This window comes from Leucobacter exalbidus (genome assembly GCF_017834145.1).
GTDB lineage: Bacteria > Actinomycetota > Actinomycetes > Actinomycetales > Microbacteriaceae > Leucobacter > Leucobacter exalbidus.
The window spans coordinates 2888629-2906733 of record NZ_JAFIDA010000001.1; the positions used below are offsets into that span (position 1 = coordinate 2888629).

Annotated in this window: 16 protein-coding genes; 6 read left to right on the forward strand and 10 right to left on the reverse strand. The window is 64.6% G+C overall.

All coding sequences use genetic code 11. From position 1 onward, the window contains the following. Positions 1–16: 16 nt before the first annotated feature. Positions 17–1384: a hemolysin family protein gene (locus tag JOF28_RS13115; protein WP_209706155.1), complete on the forward strand. Its 1368-nt coding sequence runs from the start codon at positions 17–19 to the stop codon at positions 1382–1384. Next, positions 1381–2427, forward strand: a complete 1047-nt coding sequence (locus JOF28_RS13120; protein WP_209706157.1) for a hemolysin family protein — start codon at positions 1381–1383, stop codon at positions 2425–2427. The genes JOF28_RS13115 and JOF28_RS13120 overlap by 4 nt, the downstream gene beginning before the upstream one ends. A 47-nt stretch (positions 2428–2474) precedes the next feature. On the opposite strand, the gene JOF28_RS13125 is transcribed toward JOF28_RS13120, so the two are convergent. The 4 genes from JOF28_RS13125 to JOF28_RS13140 form a co-directional block, all read right to left on the reverse strand. Next, positions 2475–2927 (reverse strand): hypothetical protein, encoded by a 453-nt coding sequence (locus JOF28_RS13125; RefSeq protein ID WP_209706159.1) that lies wholly within the window; start codon positions 2925–2927, stop codon positions 2475–2477. Between the two features lie 285 nt (positions 2928–3212). Then, complete coding sequence (locus JOF28_RS13130; RefSeq protein WP_209706160.1) at positions 3213–4274, reverse strand: hypothetical protein; 1062 nt, start codon at positions 4272–4274, stop codon at positions 3213–3215. 114 nt (positions 4275–4388) lie between these two features. Then, positions 4389–5594 carry a homoserine O-acetyltransferase MetX gene (gene metX, locus JOF28_RS13135; RefSeq protein WP_209706162.1) on the reverse strand — a complete coding sequence of 402 codons (1206 nt, stop codon included), beginning with the start codon at positions 5592–5594 and terminating at the stop codon, positions 4389–4391. Between the two features lie 132 nt (positions 5595–5726). Beyond that, a complete protein-coding gene (locus tag JOF28_RS13140) occupies positions 5727–7055 on the reverse strand; it encodes a bifunctional o-acetylhomoserine/o-acetylserine sulfhydrylase (RefSeq protein ID WP_209706164.1) in 1329 nt (442 codons plus the stop codon). A 295-nt stretch (positions 7056–7350) separates the two neighbouring features. Between JOF28_RS13140 and JOF28_RS13145 the strand changes: the two genes are divergently transcribed. Next, positions 7351–8121 carry an SDR family oxidoreductase gene (locus tag JOF28_RS13145; protein ID WP_209706166.1) on the forward strand — a complete coding sequence of 257 codons (771 nt, stop codon included), beginning with the start codon at positions 7351–7353 and terminating at the stop codon, positions 8119–8121. Between the two features lie 38 nt (positions 8122–8159). Beyond that, positions 8160–8894: a uracil-DNA glycosylase gene (locus JOF28_RS13150; RefSeq protein WP_245190372.1), complete on the forward strand. Its 735-nt coding sequence runs from the start codon at positions 8160–8162 to the stop codon at positions 8892–8894. A gap of 179 nt (positions 8895–9073) precedes the next feature. Here the strand turns inward: JOF28_RS13150 and JOF28_RS13155 are convergent, their stop codons facing one another. The 4 genes from JOF28_RS13155 to JOF28_RS13170 all read right to left on the reverse strand — a co-directional run bounded on the left by JOF28_RS13155 (position 9074) and on the right by JOF28_RS13170 (position 13035). Next, positions 9074–9913 carry an SDR family NAD(P)-dependent oxidoreductase gene (locus JOF28_RS13155; RefSeq protein WP_209706170.1) on the reverse strand — a complete coding sequence of 280 codons (840 nt, stop codon included), beginning with the start codon at positions 9911–9913 and terminating at the stop codon, positions 9074–9076. Between the two features lie 15 nt (positions 9914–9928). Continuing rightward, on the reverse strand, positions 9929–10423 hold the full coding sequence (locus JOF28_RS13160) for a MarR family winged helix-turn-helix transcriptional regulator (RefSeq protein ID WP_209706172.1): 495 nt from the start codon (positions 10421–10423) through the stop codon (positions 9929–9931). A gap of 110 nt (positions 10424–10533) precedes the next feature. After that, positions 10534–11985 carry an amino acid permease gene (locus tag JOF28_RS13165; protein ID WP_209706174.1) on the reverse strand — a complete coding sequence of 484 codons (1452 nt, stop codon included), beginning with the start codon at positions 11983–11985 and terminating at the stop codon, positions 10534–10536. A gap of 78 nt (positions 11986–12063) precedes the next feature. Beyond that, on the reverse strand, positions 12064–13035 hold the full coding sequence (locus JOF28_RS13170; protein WP_209706175.1) for an agmatinase family protein: 972 nt from the start codon (positions 13033–13035) through the stop codon (positions 12064–12066). Between the two features lie 123 nt (positions 13036–13158). On the opposite strand from JOF28_RS13170, the gene hutH reads away from it, so the two are divergent. Next, on the forward strand, positions 13159–14751 hold the full coding sequence (hutH, locus tag JOF28_RS13175; protein WP_209706177.1) for a histidine ammonia-lyase: 1593 nt from the start codon (positions 13159–13161) through the stop codon (positions 14749–14751). 78 nt (positions 14752–14829) lie between these two features. After that, positions 14830–15609, forward strand: coding sequence for an IclR family transcriptional regulator (locus JOF28_RS13180; protein WP_209706179.1), 780 nt, complete (start codon positions 14830–14832; stop codon positions 15607–15609). Between the two features lie 135 nt (positions 15610–15744). Here JOF28_RS13180 and JOF28_RS13185 read toward each other — a convergent pair whose 3' ends face one another. After that, positions 15745–16719 carry a DUF559 domain-containing protein gene (locus JOF28_RS13185; RefSeq protein WP_209706181.1) on the reverse strand — a complete coding sequence of 325 codons (975 nt, stop codon included), beginning with the start codon at positions 16717–16719 and terminating at the stop codon, positions 15745–15747. A 151-nt stretch (positions 16720–16870) separates the two neighbouring features. Continuing rightward, on the reverse strand, positions 16871–18091 hold the full coding sequence (gene hutI, locus JOF28_RS13190) for an imidazolonepropionase (protein WP_209706183.1): 1221 nt from the start codon (positions 18089–18091) through the stop codon (positions 16871–16873). Between the last annotated feature and the right edge of the window lie 14 nt (positions 18092–18105).

Sequence of the window (18105 nt, forward strand, 5' to 3'; positions counted from 1 at the left end):
TTAAGGGAGTGGTCGCGTGAGCGACTGGGTACTCCTTGTAATAGGTATTGTGCTTACGGCAGGAACCGGCATCTTTGTTGCCGCAGAGTTCTCGCTGGTTGCGCTCGATCGACAAGATCTTGAGCGCCGAAGAGCAGGCGGTGAGCGTGGCCTTGACGGAGTGATCCGGGGCCTGTCTCGTACCTCCACCCATCTGTCGAGCGCGCAGCTTGGCATTACCCTCACGACGTTGCTCGCGGGCTATACTCTCGAACCAGCACTCAGCGCCTATCTCGATGCGCCGCTGGGTGCCCTGGGCGTTCCGGCCGAATTGCGACGCACGATTAGTGCGCCGATTGCGGTAGTGATTGCCACGGTATTCTCGATGATCGCGGGCGAACTCGTGCCCAAGAATTTTGCGTTGGCGAAGCCGCTCACCACTGCGCGCTTCGTGATGCCGGCACAGGCAGCCTTCACCTCGACCTTTAAACCCGCGGTGAATCTGCTCAATGGCAGCGCCAACGGAATTTTGCGCGGCATCGGCATCGAGCCCAAAGAAGAGATCTCGGGTGCTCGGTCGGCCGAAGAGCTTTCCTCCCTCGTGCGCCACTCGGCGAGCGCGGGTCTACTCGAGGCTGATACCGCCACACTGTTGGGGCGCACCCTGCGATTTGCCGAGCTGACCGCGGGCGATGTAATGACTCCGCGACTCAAGGTCGAGAGCCTGCACCGGCTCGAGACTGCACAAGACGTGCTCGAACTGTCTGGCCGCTCGGGCTTCTCACGTTTCCCCGTCATCGACGAAGACCGTGACGACGTCGTCGGCGTGGTGCACGTCAAACAAGCGGTGAGCGTGCCGCGTGCCAAACGCGTTGACGTACCGGTTGCCGCTCTCGCCGAAGAAGCGGTGCGCGTACCCGAGACGATCAGGCTCGATCAATTGCTTGAAGACCTGCGAGGCAACGGATTCCAGTTGGCAATTGTGGTCGATGAATACGGTGGCACCGCGGGCATCGTGACCCTCGAAGATCTGGTTGAAGAGATCGTGGGCGAGGTGTCAGATGAGCACGATCGCGCGGCCGCGGGTGTCGTCGGCACGGCCGAGCAGATGACTTTTCCGGCCGATCTGCGCCCCGATGAGCTCGCCGAACAGACCGGCATCGAAGTACCCGAAGACGACGAATATGACACGATCGCGGGATATGTGCTGAGCAAGTTGGGGCGCATGCCCCTCGCCGGCGACGAGGTGGCCTTGCCTGACGGTGGCATGCTGCGTGTTGAACGGCTGGAGGGTCGGCGTATCTCGAGGCTTCGTTTCACCAGCGAGCCGCTGCCCCTCGGGATCGTGGCCGAAGAACCTGAAGCGGGCTCCTCACACAAGCAGCGCAGAACGGAGGCATCATGAGTGACTGGGCAGGAATTTTTTGGCTCGTCGTGTTGCTGATCGCGAACGCGTTCTTTGTGGGCGCCGAATTCGCGGTTATTTCTGCGCGCCGATCACAGATTGAGCCGAAGGCTGAAGCAGGATCGAAGCGTGCCAAGACCGCGTTGTACGCGATGGAGCACGCCACGCTCATGCTGGCCACGAGTCAGCTGGGCATCACGGTGTGTTCGCTGATGATCTTGAACGTGTCTGAGCCCGCAATTCACCATCTGCTCGAGGGGCCGCTGTCATGGACGGGCCTCTCTGCCGAGGCCGTGTCGATTGCCGGGTTCGTGATTACCCTGCTGCTGGTGTCATACCTGCACGTGGTGTTTGGCGAGATGGTGCCCAAGAACGCGGCATTCTCAATGCCGGATCAGGCCGTGCTACTGCTCGCGCCGCCCCTGGTGGCGGTATCGCGTGTGCTGCGTCACATTATTGCGGCGCTCAACGCGACTGCGAACGGGGTGCTGCGGCTGTTTGGCGTTGAACCGAAGTCGGAGACGAACAGTACGTTCACCCTTGAAGAAGTCGCGAGTATCGTGAGCCACTCGACCCGCGAGGGCGTACTCGAGGACCGCAGCGGTGCTCTGACGGCAGCTTTCGAGTTCACCACAAAGCACGCCAGTGATCTGCTCGTGCCGTTGCGCGATCTTGTTGTGTTGCCGGCCGGGGCGACGCCCGCAGACGTTGAAGCCAGTGTCGCCCGTCACGGGTTCTCACGATACCTGCTCGCCGACGACGCGGGGGAGCTACGCGGATACGTGCACATTAAGGACCTCGTGCGGTTGAGCGAGGATCGCATTTGTGAACCGATCCCCGATAAGCGCGTGCGCGAGATGATCGCGATGCACTCAGACACTGAGCTTGAAGATGTATTGGCGCGCATGCAGGCGCGGGGGATTCACCTTGCCCGCATTCACGATTCAGAGGGTCAAGAGCTCGGTGTAGTCTTCTTGGAAGACGTGATCGAAGAGCTCGTGGGCGAAGTGCACGATGCCACTAAGCGCAACCGCTTCGAATAAAAACCGCTTCATCTTAAGACGGGTAGGGGTGCTGCTGCGCAGCACGACTACCCGTCTTGGCGTACAGGGGTGTCGAGCGTCATCGCCTCGAACACGAGGCGTGCGGTGACCGAGGCGCTGTCGCCACCGATTTCCAACAGGCCCGCCGGGGAATTAACGATCACGTTGAGTTCGGCGCCGGCATCATCGAGTGACACCACTGAAATCTGCACCTCGGTGTCGGGGCGCTCCACCCCGCCATAGGTCAGCGTGCCCACCGCCGTAACGGTGCTGTCGTCATCAATGATTGGCCTCAGTACCGTGGGTTGAGTGAGCTTAAACGACGCCGCAGCCTGTTCGCCCCGTGCCTCACCAAAGTCGGTCGTGAGCCAGGCATCGGTGATGACCCCGTCACCCACGATGAAGTAGCCAGACGGCGAGATGTTGTCGGGGATCGTGATTCCAAGCGGGGCAACCTCCGAGGTCACTTCAATGCCTGAGATTTCATAGATCTGGTCCATCGACGGTGCCAACACATCTGAATCCTGAGATGCACTCAACTTAGTGGCGTGTGCCACGAGATCGGTTGTCTGTGAACAACCAGCGAGTCCGCACGAGAGCGCGACACCCGTCAGCAGCATCATGTGGGCAGTTGTGCTCACACCGTGCCGTTGTTTGAGGCTCACCACAGGTCCCTTCGCCGCCAACTTGGTTACAAATTCAGAGCCTAGACTGACAAATTGAGAGGGATCCGAAAGGCAGGTGTGAAGGCCTTCAGGGTCGGCCAGGGTCAGCGGAGACCGCGGTTACTTCTTGTCGTTCTTCGGCGAGTACTTTGAGATCAGCGCATCGAGGGCCGGCTTGTTCGCGTCGACAAACGCCTGCTCAAGCTCGAACTGCTCGGTCATGATCTTGGCGTCGTACTTCAGATCCTTCTTGCACGCGAAGTCGGCGGTCGCGATGGTGATTTCGCGCTGCTTGAACTCGTCGCGAGCCTCCTTCGAGGGCTCCTGGTATTCACCATCTTCAGATGTGCTGTTGTACAACTCATTTTGTTCTTCGTAGAGCGCATTCGTGACGGCATTGGGTGACGGGTACTCGGTGAACCCGGCTTCGGCCATGCACTCCTGCCACTCGCTGTTGAGTTTCGCGACCACTTCGTTGTCTGAGTTCTCGTCGTACAGCACCGACCACACATCCTGCATGGAGGCGAAGAGTTCAGCGAACTCGGGGTCTTCGTACGCGTCTTGTGACGAGCCCGATTCACCCTGGGCCTCATGCTGGGCTGCGCCGTAGCAGCCAGCGGTCTCCCAGTTGTATGCGTAGCTTCCGTCACCCTCCTCCATTGCCAGCATCTCTTCATCGTTGGGGCCGGGGCCGTGAAGCGCGTTGTAGTACGCGGTGAGCTGCTTCTCGCTCAGCGACGAGGTGTATTCCTCGTTGGGGTCGTTGTACTCCTCAGCCTGCTGGTTGGACTCCTCCATGCCGGGGTAATCGATGATGCCGTAGCCGTAATTTTCAGCGAACTCCTGCGAGCCCCAATCAGGCCCGGTGTCTTCGCCATCTTCTGAGGGCGAGTAGAAGTTGCCGGACTGCACATTGGGGAGATACTCGAAGCCCTCTTCGGTCATACACTCGGCGACGAGCTCTTCGATGTTGCCCTGTTCGGCCTCGAACTTTTCTTGTGTGTATTCTTCTTCGTCATACATCGCCGAGAGATACTTCGAGAGCGGCCCGAGATCCTCTGGCGAGGGGGCGGCATCACTCGTACTGCAGCCGGTGAGGAGCATCGCGGCGGCGGTGAGGACCGCTGGAATGCCGAAGCGTGCGGCGCGGTGGCGGCGGGGAGCAGATGACAGGCTGAACATCGAAACCTCGTTCGGTGAGTGCGCGTGTGAGTCGACGCTGACGGAACTGTGTATGGGAATTGCACTCACCACCCTATGGGGTGGGGAACGCACCGGGCGAGGAACGCGGCCGGTTTAGGTGTTGAGCAGGCGTGTCAGCTCGGCTCCGACGCGCTCAAACTCAATCAGAAAAGCGTCGTGCCCAAACGGGGAATCAATTCGGGTAGCTTGGCCGCCGTCGAGGCTGCCGGGCGTGTGCCTGGCAATTTCATCTTGCCCCTCGAGCGTGAAAAGCCGGTCACTGGGGATCCCTAAAATGAGGACCGGCAAGTCAATCGTTGACAGTGCCGCGCGCACCCCGCCGCGGCCGCGGCCCACATCGTGCGAGTTCATCGCCTGTACCAGGGTCAGGTAGCTGTTGGCGTCGAAGCGGCGGGTGAACTTGTTGCCGTGGAAGTCGAGGTAGGACTCAACGGCGAAGCGGCCGCCGCCCCCGAGGGGGCTGACCGCTGACTGCCAGGCGCGGCCAAACCGCTCATCGAGCTCGGTGTTGCTGCGGTAGTTGAGCAGGGCCAGTCTGCGCGCTGTGGCGAGGCCGTGGTGCGGGCCGACACCGTCGGGCGCCTCGTAGTAATCGCCGCCGTGATAGGCGGGGTCAGAGCGAATGGCCTCGAGCTGCACGAGGTTCAACCCGATCTGGTCGGCCGTGGTGACGGGGGGAGCCGCGATGACGGCGAGCCGGCCCGTACGGCCCGGCTGCATCAGTGCCCACTCTAGGGCGTGCATGCCACCCATCGATCCACCAATGACCGAGTGGAAATGGTCGATACCGATCGCGTCGGCAAACCGGGCCGCGGCGGCAACCTGATCGCGAATGGTGAGATACGGGAACCGGCCGCCCCACTCGCGGTTGTCGGGATCGAGCGATCCGGGGCCGGTTGAGCCTTGGCAGCCGCCCAGCACATTGGGGGCAATGATGCAGTATTTTTCGGTGTCGAGGGGACGGCCTGGGCCGACGATCTCGGCCCACCAGCCATCGGTGGGGTGGCCGGGGCCCGCGGGCCCCACGAGGTGGCTGTCGCCGGTGAGGGCGTGGAAGACGAGGATGGCATTATCGCGGGCCTCGTTGAGCTCGCCGAAAGTTTCGTAGGCGATGCGAATGTTAGGGAGTTCGGCGCCGGCCTCGGTGGTGAGCGAGCCGATCGCTGCGAACTTGCGCTGGCCTACCGGGTCACCGTCTCGCCAGCCTCCCGAGATCGGTGGTCGTCCCATGAGCGCGCGCAGTTGCGCGTCGGTGATGAAGTCGGTGGGAAACGAATCCTCGGGGGTCTGCCAGTCCATGATCTTCCGTTCTGCCTGGTGCGCACCCCGAAAAGGGTGCCCTGCAAGTGTCGCATTGCAACGAGTCGCCCCAACCCGGTTCGCACGAGGGCAAACCGGGTTGGGGCGACGGCGGCGGGTAATTCGCCGGGGTTAGGCGTTGGCAGCGGCCTCAGCCACAACCTTGCGCGCTGCAGCAAAACCCTTCTCGAGGTCTGCCTTGATATCGTCGATGTGCTCGAGGCCCACCGAGAGGCGCACGAGGCCCGGGGTGACGCCCGCGGTGAGCTGCTGCTCGGGGGTGAGCTGCGAGTGCGTCGTCGAAGCGGGGTGAATGATGAGGCTGCGCACGTCACCGATGTTGGCGACGTGGCTGAACAGCTCAACGTTCTCGACCACTGCGCGGCCGGCGTCGACTCCGCCCTTCAGCTCGAACGACAGCACCGCGCCCACACCCTTGGGTGCGTACTTGTTGGCGGCCGCATACCAGGGGCTCGACGGCAGACCCGAGTAGTAGACCGTGGCAACGTCTTCGTGGTTATCGAGCCACTCAGCAACCTCCTGAGCGTTCTGCACGTGGCGCTCAATGCGCAGCGACAGTGTTTCGATGCCCTGCAGCAGCAGCCACGCGCTGAGCGGGGCGATAGACGAACCGAGGTCGCGCAGCAGCTGCACGCGCGCCTTGATGATGTAGGCGATACCGTCGCCCACCGCGCCGGTGTAGCTCACACCGTTGTATGAGGGGTCGGGCTCGGTGAGACCGGGGAACTTTGCGACGTTCTTGGACCACTCGAACTTGCCGCCGTCGACGATGACGCCGCCGAGGGTGGTGCCGTGGCCGCCGAGGAACTTGGTGGCTGAGTGCAGCACGATATCGGCGCCGTGCTCGAGGGGGCGCAGCAGGTAGGGGCTCGCGACCGTGTTATCGATGATCAGCGGCACGCCGTTTTCGTGGGCGACGTCTGCGACGGTCTGAATGTCGAGCACGTTCGAGCGCGGGTTCGCGATGCTCTCTGCGAAGAAGAGCTTCGTGTTGGGGCGCACGGCGCGCTGCCATGCGGCCGCGTCATCCTGATCCTCAACGAACGTGACCTCAACGCCCAGCTTGGCAAGCGTGTACTTGAAGAGGTTGTAGGTGCCGCCGTAAATCGACGACGAAGACACGATGTGGTCGCCCGCAACCGCGATGTTGAGCACGGCGAACGTTGATGCGGCCTGGCCACTCGCGAGCAACAGTGCTCCGGTGCCACCCTCGAGCGCGGCGATGCGCTGCTCAGCAACTTCCTGCGTGGGGTTGGTGATGCGGGTGTAAATCGGGCCGAGCTCAGCGAGCGCGAAGCGGTTGGCCGCCTGAGCCGCGTCATCGAACACAAACGCGGTGGTCTGGTGGATCGGCAGCGCACGCGACCCGGTCGTCGGGTCGGGCTCTTGGCCAGCGTGAATCTGCTTGGTCTCGAAACCCCAGGTGGGCTGATCGGTCATGGTGACTCCTTGAAAAGTTGGGGTGAAGCGGTGAGGGCGGCGTGAGCCAAAAAGTAAGGGCGGCGCGAATTGCCGTGGGTGATGCTGTGTATGAGCGTACGAAACACTCGCTGCCAAGGCAATTACGCGCGACACGTTGCGTAACTTTGGTCGCGGTGTCAAAACAGCCCCCGAAACGCCCGCGATAGGCTGAAACGATACGCCGAGCAGCTGCGCCTGGGAACGCGAACATGTACTTTGTGGAACATGGAGCTCGCAGCATGTTGGCTCGCCAAACTCTAGCGAAGGAAGAGCGATGAAGAAACGCGTAGTGGTGACCGGGGCAAGCTCAGGAATTGGGGCCGCAAGCGTGCGCCGCTTTGCCGCGCTGGGGTGGGAGACCGTCGCCGTCGCGCGCCGCAAGGATCGCCTCGACGTCCTTGCACAAGAAACCGGCGCGTACCCGATCGTGTGCGACGTCACCGATGAGGCCCAGCTTGCCGCCCTCGCCGCCGAGGTCGCTGCGACCGGCGGCGCCACCGCGCTGCTGGGCAACGCCGGCGGTGCGATCGGCACCGAATCGGTCGAGCACTCATCAACCGATGACTGGCGCCGCATGTTCGAGGTCAACGTACTGGGGCTGCGCGCCACCATCGCTGCGCTGCTGCCCGTGCTGCGTGATGGCGCCCGCGAAACCGGGTGGGCCTCGATCATGACGCTCACCTCCACCGCCGGCCACGACGTCTACCCGGGCGGCGGCGGGTACAACGCCGCCAAATTCGCGGCCCACGCCCTCACCGGGGTGCTACGGCTCGAACTCGCTGGCGAACCCATTCGGGTGATGGAAATCGCCCCCGGCCTCGTGCACACCGAAGAGTTCACGCTCAACCGGTTGCGCGGCGACGCCCAGGGCGTTGATAAAACGTACGCCGACGTCATTCCGCTGCGGGCCGAAGACGTCGCAAACGTCATCGTGAACGCGTTCGAACAGCCACCTCACGTCAATCAAGACCTCATCGTGCTGCGCCCCGTTGCCCAGTCGAGTGTGTTCCATACGCACCGCGGCGACCTGACGCCGCGCGCCTGATCGTGACGCGTCGGTCAGAAATACCCGAGTTGCCTGAGCTGTCTGAGTCGCCTGAGCTGCCCGCCCCGCTCGCAGCGCTCGCCGCAGCGGGGCGCGTCGCTCCCGACTGGGCCGCCGCGCTCGCCCCCGTCGCCGCCGAGATCGCCGAGATCGCGCGGTTTTGTGACGCCGAACGCGCGGCCGGGTATGAGGTGTTGCCTACTGAGGATCGCATCTTTCGGGCGTTCGAGCGACCTCTGTCGGCCGCTCGCGTGCTTGTGCTCGGGCAAGACCCGTACCCGACGCCGGGGCACGCCATGGGGCTCGCGTTCTCGGCGGAGCCCGAGGTGCAGCCCCTGCCACGTAGCCTCGCCAACCTGTTTCGCGAACTGCACGATGACCTGGGCATCGCCCCCGCGATCCACGGTGATCTGAGTGCTTGGAGCGGCCAGGGAGTGCTGCTGTTAAACCGGGTGCTGACGGTGCGCGCTGGCGACGCCGGATCCCACCGCAACAAGGGGTGGGAGCGTGTCACCGACCGCGCCATCGATGCGCTGGTGGCGCGCGGCGGGCCGCTCGTCGCGGTGCTGTGGGGCAACGATGCGCGGGCGCTCGCTCCACGGCTCGAAGGCATGCCCATCATCGAGAGCGCGCACCCATCGCCGCTGTCTGCGCGCCGCGGATTCTTCGGCTCCAAGCCATTTAGTCGGGTAAACGAAGAGCTCGCCCACTTAGGCGCGGCCCCCATCGATTGGACCGTCGGCCCCTCGCAGGCCGAAAATCAGCTCTGGTGACTGGTGACTGGTGACTGGTGACTGGTGACTGGTGACTGGTGACTGGTGACTGATGTAGGCGGGTGCGCGGGCTTGCGGGCGTGCTCTGTTGATCCGGATCATGCGAACCCGCGCCAGATACACCAAACCGCGCAGCCATCAAGGTGACTGCGCGGTTTGGTGCAGCGGGGGAGCCGGGCTTACTTGGCCAGGCTGGCCGAGATTTCGGTGAACTTTGCGCGAATGTTGTCGTTGTTCCACGACCAGATATCGTCGCCGCGCAGCACGGTGTCGGCACCGCCATCGCAGTAGATGGTCTGGCCGCAGCAGTGGCTGTTCTCCACCGAGGTAAGCCAGATGAGCAGGTTGGCGATGCTCTCGGCAGGCTGGTGTGAGTTCAACGGCATCGGCACGTAGGCGTCGGTCATAGCCTTGCCCTCAGCGGTCGCGAGCAGTTCCTTGGTCATCGGGGTGACTACGGTGCCGGGGGCAACCGCGTTCACGGGGATGCCAGCGCCAGCCCACTTAGCGGTGGGGGCCTCGCGGCGTACCCAGCGTGAGATAGCGAGCTTCGACGACGGGTAGATCACGTTGGCGGCGCGGGGATCCTCGGCAGCCTGAGCCGCGATTTCCATTGCGGCTGCTTCGTTGCCCTCGAGCATGGCGTCAACGAGCGGTGCGATGACCGGCTGCATTGAGGCCATCGACGAGATCAGGGCGACGCGGGGTGCCGCTGACTTGGCGAGAGCGGGCTGCATGGCCTCGATGAACTCGGTCATGCCGAAGTAGTTCACGGCCACCGTGATGGCGCGGGGGATGGAGAGGCCTGCGCACGCGATGACCGCGTCGACGGTGCCGCCAGCGAGGCGGGTGGCCTCTTCGGCTGCCTGCACGCGGCCAGCGGTCGAGGACAGGTCGCCCGAAACGTCGGTGCCCTTGAGGTCAACGCCGATGACGGTGTGGCCAGCATCCTTGAGGATCTGGGCAGTGGCCTTGCCGATGCCCGAAGCTGCGCCGGTGACTACATAAGTGCGTGCCATGAGAGATGGTCCTTTCTAAAGCGGGAAATTCGTGTCAAGCGGGGTGGCCTCAACGATGAACGCATCGGTGAGGCGGGTCAGGAGACCTGAGAGCTGTATGAACTCGTCGTCGCTTAAGCCGTTGGGGGCCTGCGAGAACATCGAGATCCCAGCATCGAACAACTGTTGAAACGTCGCCCGCCCTGCCGTAGAGAGTGAGACAAAGATCGACCGTTTATCGGCCGGGTCAGCCTCGCGCTGCAGCAGCCCCGCGTCAGACATGCGCGTGATGAGCTTAGAAGTCGACGGGCGGCTGAGATGCAGTTCGTCGGCAATCACGCTGGGGGTGGCGGGGGAACGGCGCACGCCCATGACGTAGAGCATGCGCACCGCGGTGGGGTCGAGCGACACCTGGCACTCGGCGGTGATGTGGCGCTGCAAGTCGAGTGACGACCAGCGTGACATCAGGCGGGTGAGGGCGAGGAGCGTCGCAGCCTGGGGGCTGTGCGTTTCAACCGGTTCGGACTCCATGTATTCAGCGTATCTCAACTAATTGCCTCAGGCAACTATATGTGTTGAGTGGGTGCACAAACAGCTGTGCCCCCGCATGAAAGCGAGGGCACAGCTGAGAAAAAATGCGACTAGTTCACGGGGTTTGATCCGGCGCGTCGTCGCTGCGAGAGCCAGTACCAGGCTGCGAGCAGCAGCACCCAGCCCGCGCCCACATAGATCGCGGGTCGCGTGTCGGGCACGATCGCGATGAGCGCGAGCACCGCGATCACAAACGCGATAGTGACGTATGAGGCCGCGGGCCACCACGGCACCGGGAACGCGCTGGGTTCGAGGCCGCCGCGCGCTACCTCGCGCTTCATGCGCACGTGGGCAATCAAAATGACGAGCCACACCAACACCGTCGCGAACGTCGCGAGGGCGGCGATGAGGAAGAAGACCTGATCGGGGAAGAGTGCGTTGATCACCACGCCCACGAGCAGCGCCGCCACCATCGCCACGACGGGCATATAGGGCACGCCGCCCCGGCTGGTGCGGGTGAACGACTTGGGCGCCTGGCCCTTTTCTGCGAGGCCGTGCAGCATGCGCCCGGCCCCAAAAATGTCGGCATTGATGGCCGAGAGCGCGGCCGTGATGATGACGAAGTTGAGCACGTGGGCGGCGGCGGGGATGCCGAGCGAATCAAACACCGCTACGAACGGGCTGGTGTTGCCGTCGAGCGAATTCCACGGCTGCAGGCACATGATGACGCCGAGCGTCAGTACGTAGAACAACAGAATGCGCACGGGCACCGAATTGATGGCCTGGGGAATCACGCGGCCCGGGTCTTTGGCCTCGCCCGCAGTGATGCCGATGACCTCGATGCCGCCGAACGCAAACATCACGATCGTGAATGAGGCGACGAAACCCCACAGCCCATTGGGCATGAAGCCGCCGTGCCCCAGCAAATTCGAGAGCCCCGCGGCACCTTCGCTTTGCGTACCGAAGCCGAAGATGATCACGGCGATGCCGCCCACGATCATCAGCACGATCGCGGTGATTTTGATCAGCGAGAACCAGAACTCGAGCTCGCCAAACACCTTCACGCTAATGAGGTTGAGGGCCGCGATGAACAGCACCGCTGCGAGCACCCAGATCCAGCGGGCCACATCGGGGAACCAGAATCCCATGTAGATGCCAAACGCGGTGACATCGGCGAGGGCGACCACGAACATTTCGAAGGTGTACGTCCACCCCACCAAGAACCCGGCGAACGGGCTGATGTAGCGCGAGGCGTAGGCCGAGAACGACCCCGAAACCGGGTTGCGCACCGCGAGTTCACCGAGCGCACGCATCACCATAAAGACGGCCGCGCCGCCAATGATGTACGCGAGAAGCACCGAGGGGCCCGCGGTCTTGATCGCGCCAGCTGACCCCATGAAGAGGCCCGTGCCGATCGCTGATCCGAGCGCCATGAACCGAATATGGCGGGCGGTGAGGCCTCGACGCAGCGAGCCTGCGGGCGCGGGATCACCACTCTTTCGCGCCGGATCGGGTACCTCGGAAGTGTGGGCCTTAGCGGGCTGGCCGTCCGTCGTATTCATTGCGTGATCCCTCTCGGCGGGGTCTCCCGCACCGAAATACTGTAACCCGGGAGCCCGCGATTGGTGCAATCGTGCGGTTTAGTGCCCGAGCCGTTTGGCGAGCCCCGCCGCGGCCTCGAGCACGCACAATGCGGCGAGGCGCACGGTGCGCTGATCTTCGGTGTCTGCCGTGGCGTCGACCTCGGCGATATCGATGCCGCGCACGCGGGGGTCGGTGGCGAGCAGTCGCGCCGCGAGCCTGAGCTCGTAGGCCTGCAGCCCGCCGGGAATCGAGGCCGGGCAGCCGGGCGCCACCGACCGGTCGCACACGTCGACGTCGAGATCAACGTGCAGGGGGCCGTCGCCTGATCCGGCGATGTGCAGCGCTTCGTCGATGACATCGTGCATCGAACGGCTGTGCAGCTCGTCGCGGTGAATCACCGTGATGCCGTAGTCGCGTGCGCGCTTGCGGTATTCGGCCGAGTTTGCGAAGTCGGCGATGCCGATCTGCACGATGCGGCGCGGGTTGAGCCCCGCCTCAATGAGGCGGCGCACGGGGGAGCCGTTCGACCGGCCGTCACGCAGATCATGGTGCGCGTCGAGCGTGATGAGTCCCGCAGTTTCAATATTGTCGCCGAAGACGCCCAGGGCCGCCGGCACCGTGAGCGAGTTGTCGCCGCCAACGGCCACGACGAGCTGCGCCCGGGCCGACAGGCTTGCCACGAGTGCCTGGGCTGCGGCTTCGCCGGTCTCAGAATCGGGATCGACGGCGTCACCCGCATCAACAATCGTGAGTGCCTCATCGAGCACGATTTCTTGTTTGCCACGGCGGCGGCCAGGGGCTCCCGGCGTCACCACGTGGCTCGAGTAGCGTCTGAGAGCCTCGCGCACCGCGGCGGGGGTTTCGTGCGCGTTGCTCGGAGACAGCGAATTGCGTGAGGTGGGGATCCCCAAAATGGCGAGGTCGATGGGGCTCTCGCCATCGGGCACGGCGCCCCAGCCGCCGGTGCGCGGCCACGCCGGATCGTTCGACAGTGCGGGGGTGCCGGGGGTGATCTCGTCATAGCTCATGTCTTGACGCTAACAACTCCTGACCAAATAGCGAACCGAGACTTTCCCCAATCGTCTGTAATCCCAGACACTGGGGTGCGCGGAAGGCACCCGCACAGGCCCCGCGTGCGGTGAAATCAGAGTATGAACGCTCACCACGCCACCCAAGCTGCCTCCGTCACCCTGGGAGCTGGCCCCCTCACCATCGCCGAGGTTGTGGCGGTCGCCCGGCACAACGCCCCCATCGAGATCGCCCCCGACGGGCTCGCACGCGTGAGCGCCAGCCGAGACATCATCGATGCCCTCGCCAGCGACACCCAACCCCACTACGGCATCTCCACCGGATTCGGTGCGCTCGCCAAGGTGCAGATCCCGGTCGAGAAGCGCCAGCAATTGCAGCGCAGCCTCATCAGATCGCACGCCGCCGGCACCGGCGCCGAGGTCGAACGCGAGGTCGTGCGCGCCCTCATGCTGCTGCGCCTCGCCACCCTCGCCACCGGTCGCACCGGTGTGCGCCCCGCCGTCGTGACCACCTACGCCGCCATCGTGAACGCCGGCATCACGCCAGTGGTGCACGAATACGGTTCACTCGGATGCTCAGGCGACCTCAGCCCGCTCGCCCACTGCGCGCTCACGCTCATGGGAGAGGGACACGTGCGCGTCAGCCTCGATCTCTCCATCCCCCCGATCCCCGCAGCCGACGCGCTCGCCGCCGCGGGCATTGAGCCGCTCGTGCTCGCCGAGAAAGAGGGCCTCGCACTGATCAATGGCACAGATGGCATGCTCGGCATGCTGTGCCTCGCGCTCACCGACCTTGCCGAACTGTTTGCGATCGCCGACGTGGCCGCTGCTGCCTCGGTTGAAGGACTGATGGGCACCGACGCCGTGTTTGCCGCCGATCTGCAGGCGCTGCGCCCGCACCCAGGCCAGGCAGCATCGGCCGCAAACATGCGTGCGGTGCTGGGGGAGTCGCAGTTGATTCAGCGCCCGCGCGAGGGGGAATTCACGCGCGTGCAAGACGCTTACTCGCTGCGCTGCGCACCCCAGGTGCACGGCGCTGCCCGCGATACGGCCGCACACGCTGCCACAGTCGCCGGGTATGAGCTCGCCTCTGCCATCGATAACCCGGTGGTGTTGCCCGACGGCCGCGTTGAATCCAACGGCAACTTTCACGGTGCCCCCGTCGCGTACGCCCTCGACTTTTTGGCGATTGCGGTGGCCGACCTCGCGAGCATCTCTGAGCGCCGCACCGACCGGTTCCTCGATGTGTCGCGCAACCACGGCCTGCCCCCGTTCCTCGCGGCAGACGCGGGCCTCGACTCGGGCCTGATGATCGCCCAGTACACGGCGGCCGGCATCGTGTCTGAACTGAAGCGGCTCGCGGCCCCGGCCTCGGTCGATTCGATTCCGTCTTCGGCGATGCAAGAGGATCACGTATCAATGGGCTGGGCCGCGGGGCGCAAGCTGCGACGCTCGGTCGACGGCCTGTCACGGGTGCTCGCGATCGAGCTGCTCGCGTCGACCCGCGCGCTCGATTTCCGTGTGCTCGACCCACAGTCGGCCGCCCAGCAGCCCTCGCCGGCGACCCGGGCGGTGCACGAGCTGTTTCGCACGCGCATTTCGGCACCCGACACCGACACATTCCTGTCGCCCACGATTACGTCGGCGTACGAGTTCGTAGTGAGCGGCGAGGTGCGTGAGCGGGTCGAGGGTGCACTCGGTGCGCAGCTCGCGTAGCCGGAAACTATCGGGAGCCGCAGTGCCCGCCCAGGCCTGGATCCCCGCTGCGGGGACCTCAACGGGTAGGGTGCAGTCATGACCGACCCCAAGGTGCCCGCGGCCGACCACACGCTGCGCATTCTCAGCCTGTTGGCGGGCTCGCGGGGCCCGATGGCGGCGAGCATGATTGCGACAAAGCTCGAGCTGCCGCGCTCGACGGTTTACCATCTGCTCGCCACCCTGCAAGAGCACGGCTTCGTGATGCACCTCCCCGAGGAGAAACGCTACGGGCTCGGCATCGCCGCGGTCGAACTGTCGAGCGCGTACGAGCGGCAAGAACCGCTCGGCCGGCTCGGCCGCCCGCTCGTGGCCCAGCTCGTTGACCGGCTGGGGGAGAGCTGTCACCTCGCGGTGCCCCACGGCAGAGATGTGCTGTACGTGATCGAGGAGCGGGCGCAGGGCTCGCGCCCACTCGTCACCGATGTGGATGTGCGGCTGCCGATGCAGCTCACCGCGAGCGGCCGCGCCATCCTTGCGGCGCTGCCCAAGGCGCAGGTGCGGGCTTTGTTCCCCGATCTCGAATCGTTTGTGCACCGCCACGATGACCCCGACGGCATCGACCGCTACTCGAAGCTGCGCGGGGTGCTCGACGCTACCCGCACGCGCGGATTCGCGCTCGAGCGCGGCTCGGTCACCGCAGGGCTGTCCTCGATCGGTGTGCCGGTGCTCGACCACCGGGGCTGGCCGGTCGCCGCGATCGCGGTGACCTTCGCCGAGGAACGGGTGGATCCAGAGCGCTTCGCACCCATCGCCCGCGACGTGCGCAGCACTGCCGAGGCGCTATCGTCGCGGATCTACGGCAAGTCACGGGTGTAGCCAGCCTGGTTTGGCTCGACAGCGCGAGCTCCATCGCACTTTTCATTTGGTGGCCCCGTGTCGGGGTACTCGCACCGACGGTACCCCGACACGGGGCCACCAAACGAGCACGCGTGTTGCGAGTGCGGGTGCACATCAGTGGCACTCAGCGAAGTAGCGCTCGAGTTCGGGTGAGAGGGTGCGCGGGGTGCGCCCGAGAAACGTGCACATGAGCTGCCTCGTGACCGCGACTTGGGCGGGGTGAAAGTTCTCGCGGTGCAGCCGAAGCACCGCATACCCAGCAGCACGCGCCCGCTCAAGACGCCGCTCATCCTTGAGATACTGCTGCCGATCGGTGCGGTGCTGCTCCCCGTCATATTCCATGATGCGCCTGCGGGCACGATCAACCAAGTCGAAGCGCCCGATCCAGTGCCCGGCAGTGTCGAAGACGTGGGACTGCATTTCGAGGTCATCGATCCCCATGCGGGCGAGCTCAAAGTGTTGAATCGATTCCATGCGAGATTCTGCCCCGACCCTGGCGACCCGCAGCGCTGCCCGTAGCCGACCGATACCGGGGGAGCGGCGCGCAGTCAGGGCAGCCTCGAGATCTTCGTGAGTGATGAGGGGGCTCTTGCAGCTGTGGTGACCGCGCGGCAGCACCAGAAAGTCGATCGCAATGACAAGTTCTTGAAAGTTGAGCAGCGGTGCGCTCTGCGTGAGGGCGGTGGCAACAGGGACACACGAAAGCTCGCCTCTGAGCCGTGCAACGCTGAAGGGAGCCAGCGACCTGTGCCCCAGTACGTTCTTGCCTCGCGCCCGGTTGTGTGCGGGCTGCACCGTCACATGCAGCGCGGCAGTAGTACGTAACGGGCACCCGTAGAGCAATAACGCCGTGGTGTGGCTGAACGCCTCACCCTCACGCAGCAGCGGCAAGTAGCTCTCCGCGCGGTAGCGCATGATCTCTTCCACGAATTGGGTCTGAGGCGGGGGAGCGTGCGAGTACACGCCGCGGTGAGGGTGCGCGAACCTGTGGTGCCGCAGCATGTCTGCCGACACCTCAAAACGAGGCGCGTCGGCAGCAATGAACGCGAGTGGGAGGTGCGGGGTCAACGTACGTGGAGTGAAAGGCATGCCAGCAGTGTGACCTGCGTCAGCACCCAACATTGCGTTGTCCACAGATCTGGATGATTCTTCATGATTGTGACTCAAAATCACTGCCTGTGGAACACTCGCGAATTCTTGTTAGAGCGCGAGAGCGGGGGTTCTAGTTCTAGCTCTAGGCCTAGACGACGCGAATACCCGCTCGCCAGACTGCCCGAGTGAGGGGCATGCCGGGGCGGTACGCGAGGTGCGTGACCGAGGGGGCCGCGAGCAACTGCAAGTCGGCGCGGGCCCCCGGGCAAATCACGCCGACCGCGGGCTGGGCGATGCCCCGCGGATCCAGCCACCCCTCCTCATGCATGCCGAGCGCCCACGCCCCACCGAGGGTCGCTGCACGCACCGCCTCGTGAATGGTGAGGCCCATCTGGAGCACCGCGGTGGCCACACAGAAAGCCATCGAGCTTGTGTATGAGGTGCCCGGGTTGCAGTTTGACGCGATCGCGATGCGCGCCCCCGCGTCGAGAAGATTGCGCGCTGGCGCGAGCGGCATGCGCGTTGAGAGGTCACACGCGGGCAGCACCGTGGCAACGGTGCCGGGGAGTGATGTGGGTCCAGTCCAAGAAGCCGCCAGCGCCTCAATATCTTGCTCAGTTAAGAACCCGACGTGGTCGACGCTCAGCGCACCGTACTCCACGGCGAGCTGCACGCCCGGCCCGTGCCCCAGCTGGTTGCCGTGCACGCGGGTCGCCAGGCCCGCGGCACTGGCGGCCTCGAGTACGCGCCGCGTAGCCGCCTCATCGAAGGCTCCCGTTTCGCAGAACACGTCGACCGCCGAGACATGGGGTGCGACGGCGGTAAGCATCGGGCCCGTCACGAGATCGAGGTAGTCGGCCGGGTTCGCTTCGGCGGGCACGAGATGCGCGCCGAGAAATGTCACCGCGTCGGCGTGACGGCCCGCAATGCGGGCCAAGCGCACTTCGTCTGCAACGGTGAGCCCGTAGCCGGTCTTTGTTTCAATCGTGGTCGTGCCGCCCGCCCGGGCCTCAGCGATGAGGCGTCGCAGGTTTTGCTCCAACGTCTCATCGCTGGCAGCCCGAGTCGCGTTGACCGTGACATTAATGCCGCCCGCCGCATACGATTCGCCGGCCATGCGCGCCTCAAACTCTGCGGTGCGATCACCCGCAAACACCATGTGGGTGTGCGAATCGACCCAGCCGGGCAAGAGTGCCTGCCCGGCCGCATCGAATCGGGTGTCAGCCGCAGGAGCCTGCGCTGCCGGCCCGACCCAGGCAATACGGTTGCCCTCCACGAGTACGGCAGCATCACGCAGGCGCCCCGCCGTGGCGAGCTCATCATCATTCGTGGTGAGTTCGCCGATGTTGTCAATCAGCAGGGTCGTCATGGTGCTCGTTTCAG

Coding starts and splice junctions, on each gene's coding strand:
- JOF28_RS13120 (WP_209706157.1), top strand. CDS start 1,381: ATGAGTGACTGGGCAGGAATTTTTTGGCTCGTCGTGTTGCTGATCGCG.
- JOF28_RS13125 (WP_209706159.1), bottom strand. CDS start 2,927: ATGGACCAGATCTATGAAATCTCAGGCATTGAAGTGACCTCGGAGGTT.
- JOF28_RS13130 (WP_209706160.1), bottom strand. CDS start 4,274: ATGTTCAGCCTGTCATCTGCTCCCCGCCGCCACCGCGCCGCACGCTTC.
- metX (WP_209706162.1), bottom strand. CDS start 5,594: ATGGACTGGCAGACCCCCGAGGATTCGTTTCCCACCGACTTCATCACC.
- JOF28_RS13140 (WP_209706164.1), bottom strand. CDS start 7,055: ATGACCGATCAGCCCACCTGGGGTTTCGAGACCAAGCAGATTCACGCT.
- JOF28_RS13145 (WP_209706166.1), top strand. CDS start 7,351: ATGAAGAAACGCGTAGTGGTGACCGGGGCAAGCTCAGGAATTGGGGCC.
- JOF28_RS13155 (WP_209706170.1), bottom strand. CDS start 9,913: ATGGCACGCACTTATGTAGTCACCGGCGCAGCTTCGGGCATCGGCAAG.
- JOF28_RS13160 (WP_209706172.1), bottom strand. CDS start 10,423: ATGGAGTCCGAACCGGTTGAAACGCACAGCCCCCAGGCTGCGACGCTC.
- JOF28_RS13165 (WP_209706174.1), bottom strand. CDS start 11,985: ATGAATACGACGGACGGCCAGCCCGCTAAGGCCCACACTTCCGAGGTA.
- JOF28_RS13170 (WP_209706175.1), bottom strand. CDS start 13,035: ATGAGCTATGACGAGATCACCCCCGGCACCCCCGCACTGTCGAACGAT.
- hutH (WP_209706177.1), top strand. CDS start 13,159: ATGAACGCTCACCACGCCACCCAAGCTGCCTCCGTCACCCTGGGAGCT.
- JOF28_RS13180 (WP_209706179.1), top strand. CDS start 14,830: ATGACCGACCCCAAGGTGCCCGCGGCCGACCACACGCTGCGCATTCTC.
- JOF28_RS13185 (WP_209706181.1), bottom strand. CDS start 16,719: ATGCCTTTCACTCCACGTACGTTGACCCCGCACCTCCCACTCGCGTTC.
- hutI (WP_209706183.1), bottom strand. CDS start 18,091: ATGACGACCCTGCTGATTGACAACATCGGCGAACTCACCACGAATGAT.